The organism is Saccharomonospora iraqiensis subsp. iraqiensis, from assembly GCF_000430445.1.
Lineage (GTDB): Bacteria > Actinomycetota > Actinomycetes > Mycobacteriales > Pseudonocardiaceae > Saccharomonospora > Saccharomonospora iraqiensis.
In genome coordinates, this window is sequence record NZ_KE387129.1 from 128,817 (window position 1) to 133,277 (window position 4,461).

The 4,461-nt window shown below is 71.7% G+C and carries 3 protein-coding genes and 1 pseudogene; all 4 read left to right on the plus strand.

From position 1 onward, the window contains the following. The first annotated feature begins 98 nt into the window (after window positions 1-98). Complete coding sequence (murJ, locus tag ACTIR_RS0119705; RefSeq protein WP_052583967.1) at window positions 99-1,850, plus strand: murein biosynthesis integral membrane protein MurJ; 1,752 nt, start codon at window positions 99-101, stop codon at window positions 1,848-1,850. A 195-nt stretch (window positions 1,851-2,045) separates the two neighbouring features. Then, entirely contained in the window at window positions 2,046-3,581 is a 1,536-nt protein-coding gene (locus ACTIR_RS0119710; protein ID WP_026455565.1) for a protein kinase family protein, read from the plus strand. Between the two features lie 83 nt (window positions 3,582-3,664). Continuing rightward, window positions 3,665-4,267 (plus strand): RNA polymerase sigma factor SigM, encoded by a 603-nt coding sequence (gene sigM / locus ACTIR_RS0119715; protein ID WP_026455566.1) that lies wholly within the window; start codon window positions 3,665-3,667, stop codon window positions 4,265-4,267. After that, window positions 4,264-4,461 (plus strand): annotated as a pseudogene (locus ACTIR_RS0119720) (hypothetical protein); the annotation flags it as partial. The gene sigM and the pseudogene ACTIR_RS0119720, both read left to right, overlap by 4 nt.

Here is a 4,461-nt window from a genome sequence, read left to right on the forward strand (position 1 = left end):
CCGGGCAACCCCCGCGCCGGGGGAGGCCGCCGCAGAACCGCGGGCGCCCCGTCCGGCCGTGGCGGCAGGAGACCCACGACGGCGACCGCACCGTCTACATCCCCCGGGATCCGGGCGTGCGGTGGCCCTCGGCCGACCCGGACGTGCTGCGGCCGTACGACGAGCTCGCCACGCGGATGATGCCGAGGATCACCTCGGAACCGATCGGCGAGCGGCTGCCGGAGGTCCAGCTCGACGAGCCCGAGGGCGAGGACGAACAGAAGAAGGGCCCGTCGCTGGCGAAGGCGGGCGGCCGGATGGCCATCGCCACGCTGACCAGCCGCATCACCGGCTTCGCCTGGAAGGTGATGCTGGCCTGGGTGGCGACGCTCGGCGTGCTCTACGACTCGTTCACCGTCGCCAACACCCTCCCGCTGATCATCAACGAGCTGCTGCTCGGCGGTGTGCTGACGAGTGTGGTCGTCCCGCTGCTCGTCCGGTCGCAGGACGACGAGGACGGCGGCGAGTCCTACACGCAACGCCTGATCACGTTGGCGGTGACCGTGCTCGGCGCCGGTGCGGTGCTCTCCACCGCGCTCGCGCCGTGGCTGACCGGGCTGCTGATGGAGGACGACGGCGCGGCCAACCAGCAGTTGGCGACCTGGTTCGCGTACCTGCTGCTCCCGGGGCTGCTGTTCTACGGGCTGTTCGCCGTGCTGTCGGCGATCCTGAACGCCAAACAGATCTTCGGCCCCGCCCAGTGGGCGCCGGTGATCAACAACCTGGTCATCTTCGCGACCATCGGCGCGTTCGCGCTGGTCCCCGGCGACCCGACGGTCGTGCCGACGAACATGAGCGATCCGCAGGTGCTCGTCCTCGGGATCGGCGTGCTCACCGCGATGGTCGCCCAGGCCACCTTCCTGATCCCGCCGTTGCTGCGGTCCGGCTTCCGGTTCCGCTGGCGCTGGGGGATCGACGAGCGGCTGAAGGAGTTCGGCGGACTGGCCGCCTGGATTCTCGGCTACGTCGCCGTCAGCCAGATCGGCATGGTGGTGAACACCCGGGTGCTCACCGGTGGTGCCGAGGGCGGCCCGTCCATCTACTCGAACGCGTGGCTGTTGTTCCAGCTGCCCTACGGCGTGATCGGCGTGTCCCTGCTGACCGCGCTGATGCCGAGGATGAGCCGTGCCGCGGCGGACGACGAACGGGACAAGCTGGTCGAGGACCTCTCCTACGGATCCCGGCTCACGACGCTGATGCTCATGCCGGTCTCCGCGGTCATGGCCGTGGCGGGGCCGTCGATCGGCGTGGCGCTGTTCGCCCTCGGCCGTGGCTCGGTGGCCGACGCCGAGCGGCTGGGGCAGGCGCTGGCGGTGTCGGTGTTCGGACTGGTGCCGTACGCGCTGGTGATGTTGCAGATGCGCGTGTTCTACGCGATGAAGGACTCGCGCACCCCGACGCTGATCATGGTCGTGATGACGGCGGTGAAGATCCCGCTGTTGTACCTGGCCTCCGCGGTGCTCAGCCCGGTCAACGTCGTGCTCGGCGTGATGCTGGTGAACTCGATGGTGTTCGTCGTGGGCGCGGTCATGGGGCAGGTGTGGCTGTGGGTCAAGCTCGGCAACCTGCGCAGCAGACGGGTGCTCGGGGTCATCCTGTTCACCGTCGTCGCCAGCGGACTCGGCGCGCTCGCCGCCGTGCTGGCCGGGATGCTCGTGCCCGACCTCGGCACGGTCGGCACCGCCTGGGTGAAGCTCATCGTCCAGGGCATCGTGGGGCTGGCGGTGTCGTTCGGGGTGCTGGCGGCGCTGCGGATCGACGAGCTCGCACCGATCACCCGGCGGGTGGCCGGCATGGTCCGCCGCGGGTAACCCGGCCGGGCACCGATACCGCACGGGGGCGCGGCGCGGTCACGTACCCTCGTGCGAGGAGTAAGGGGCGGCAGCGCCGGTCGGGGTCGACGGGAGTCGGCGGTGACCGAATCAGCTCGCGGGGTGAACCGGTCACGGAACCCGGCGCGGGCCGCTCGCGTCCGGGCACTGATTCGGTAGGGGGAGGCGACCCGAGTGGGCTTCCGTACGCGCGGTGGATCACTGGCGCCCGGAGGGGTCGTCGGCGACGGCCGCTACCGGTTGCTCGCCCAGTTCGGCGTCGACGAACGCGGCGGGGCCCACCTGTGGCGTGCCCGGGACGGGCAGCTCAAGCGCGACGTCGCGCTGACGGTACTGGTGGGCGACCCCGCCGACGTCGAGGCGGCACGGCAGGGCAGACGGACACTGGAGCGGGCCGCGCACGTGGCCAAGTTCGAGCATCCGAACGTGGCGCGGGTGCTGGACGTGCTCACGCTCGGCAACGGCATCAGCTCCAGCGAGGGCATCCTGGGGATCGTGGTCGCCGAGTGGACCCGGGGCACCGACCTCGTCGACGTCCTCACCCAGCAGCGGGTCGAGCCCGGCGACGCCGTCCGGATGGTCCGCGGCCTCGCCGAGCCGGTCGAGGCCGCCCACCAGTCCGGTCTGGTGCTCGGCATCGACCATCCGCAGCGGCTGCGGCTGGCCCAGGACGGGCGGCTGCGCCTCGCGTTCCCCGGTGCCCTGCCGGACACCACACTGCGCGACGACGTCAAGGCACTCGGCGCGGTGCTGTATCTGCTGCTCACCGGCCGGTGGGCACTGCCGGGTGGGCCACCGGCCATCCCCTCGGCGCCCCGTAACCAGGCCGGGGCGCTGATCCCGCCGCACTCGCTGATGTCCGGGGTGCCGCCCGAGTTGTCCTCGATCGCCGTGCGCACCATCGCCGACGAGGGGCACGGCGGCGTGCGCACCAGCTCCGCGGTGCTGCGGATGCTCGACCAGGCGGCCGAGGCCGAGGAACACGCCCACCACCCGCCGGAGAACGTCGACCCCGACGGCGGCGTGTGGACGACGTCGAAACCGGTGCGCGACGCCACCCGGCGGCGCAAGCTGGCGCTCGGGGTGAGCGTCGTCGTGATCGGTGCGATCGTGGTGCTCGCCTGGCTCGGGATGATGGCGATCAGCTTCTTCCGGGACGATCCGCCGTCCGGCCCGCCGGTCAACCTGGCCGAGGAGACGTCCACGCAGCGGGAGCCCGAACCGACGGACGACCGCGCCGGGGCCGGCGACGACGGGGGATCCGGGCTCGGTGACCCGGTCGAGCCGTCCGGCGTCGACGTCTTCAACCCCGAGGGTGAGGGCGACGGGGTGGACGAGGCACCCCACGCCGTCGACGGCGACCCCTCGACGGTGTGGGACACCGACGCCTACCGCGAGCAGTTCCCCGCCTTCAAGTCCGGCGTCGGCCTGATCAGCGAGTTCGACGAGCCGATCGAGTTGGCCGCGGTCCGGGTCGTCGCGGACAGCCCCGGGACCGAACTGGAGATCCGGGTCGCCGACTCGGCCGATCCCGAACCGGCCGACACCGAGGTGGTGGCCTCCGGCACGCTCGACGGTGAGCGCACCGAGTTCCGGCTCTCCGAGCCGACCTCCACCCAGCACGTCCTCGTGTGGATCACGGCCCTCTCGGGGGAGGCGCCGGAATACCAGTCGCAACTGTCGGAACTGGTCTTTCTCCCACAGAAATAACCTGATCGAGGCATCGAGACGGAGGGCTGTCACACTGTGAGGTGATCCCCACTGCGGGTGGCAGCCTTAGTACTCTCTGCCGGGTGACCGCAGCAGCGCCCACGGACGCCGATCTCGTCGCCGCGCACGCGGCCGGGGATCCGCACGCCTTCGACGAACTGGTCCGACGGCACCGGGACCGCATGTGGGCGGTCGCCCTCCGCACCGTCCGCGACCCCGAGGAGGCCGCCGACGCGCTGCAGGACGCCTTCGTCTCCGCCTTCCGCGCCGCGGCGACCTTCCGTGCCGAGTCGCGGGTGTCCACCTGGCTGCACCGGATCGTGGTGAACGCCTGCCTCGACCGGATTCGCAGACGCCAGGCCAGACCCACGGTGCCGTTGCCGGAGACCGACCGGGACGAACCGGCCGTGCCGGGGGACGCGATGGCCGAGCGGGAGACCCGGATGCTGGTCTCCGCGGCACTCGATCAGTTGCCCGAGGATCAGCGGCTGCCGATCGTGTTGGTCGACGTGGAGGGGTACCCGGTGTCCGAGGCGGCACGGTTACTGGACATCGCGGAGGGAACGGTGAAGAGCCGCTGCGCGCGGGGACGCGCCAAGCTCGCGAAACTTCTCGGGCATCTGCGGAACCCCGTGGGGGAGGGGGACGTCCCAACTCACGAAAGCAAATACGGGGAGGGACGATGACCGACGAGAGCAGCGGGCGGGGCGACCTCGTCGGCCCCCCGTGGTCCGTCGACCTGCTCGCCGACCTGCACGCGGGGGTCCTCGACGAGCGGGAGGCGGCCCTGCTCCGGCCGCGCGTGGATGCCGACCCCGAGGCCGCCGCGATCCTCCACGCCCTGGACCGCACGTCCGACGACCTCGCCGGGCTCGCCGAC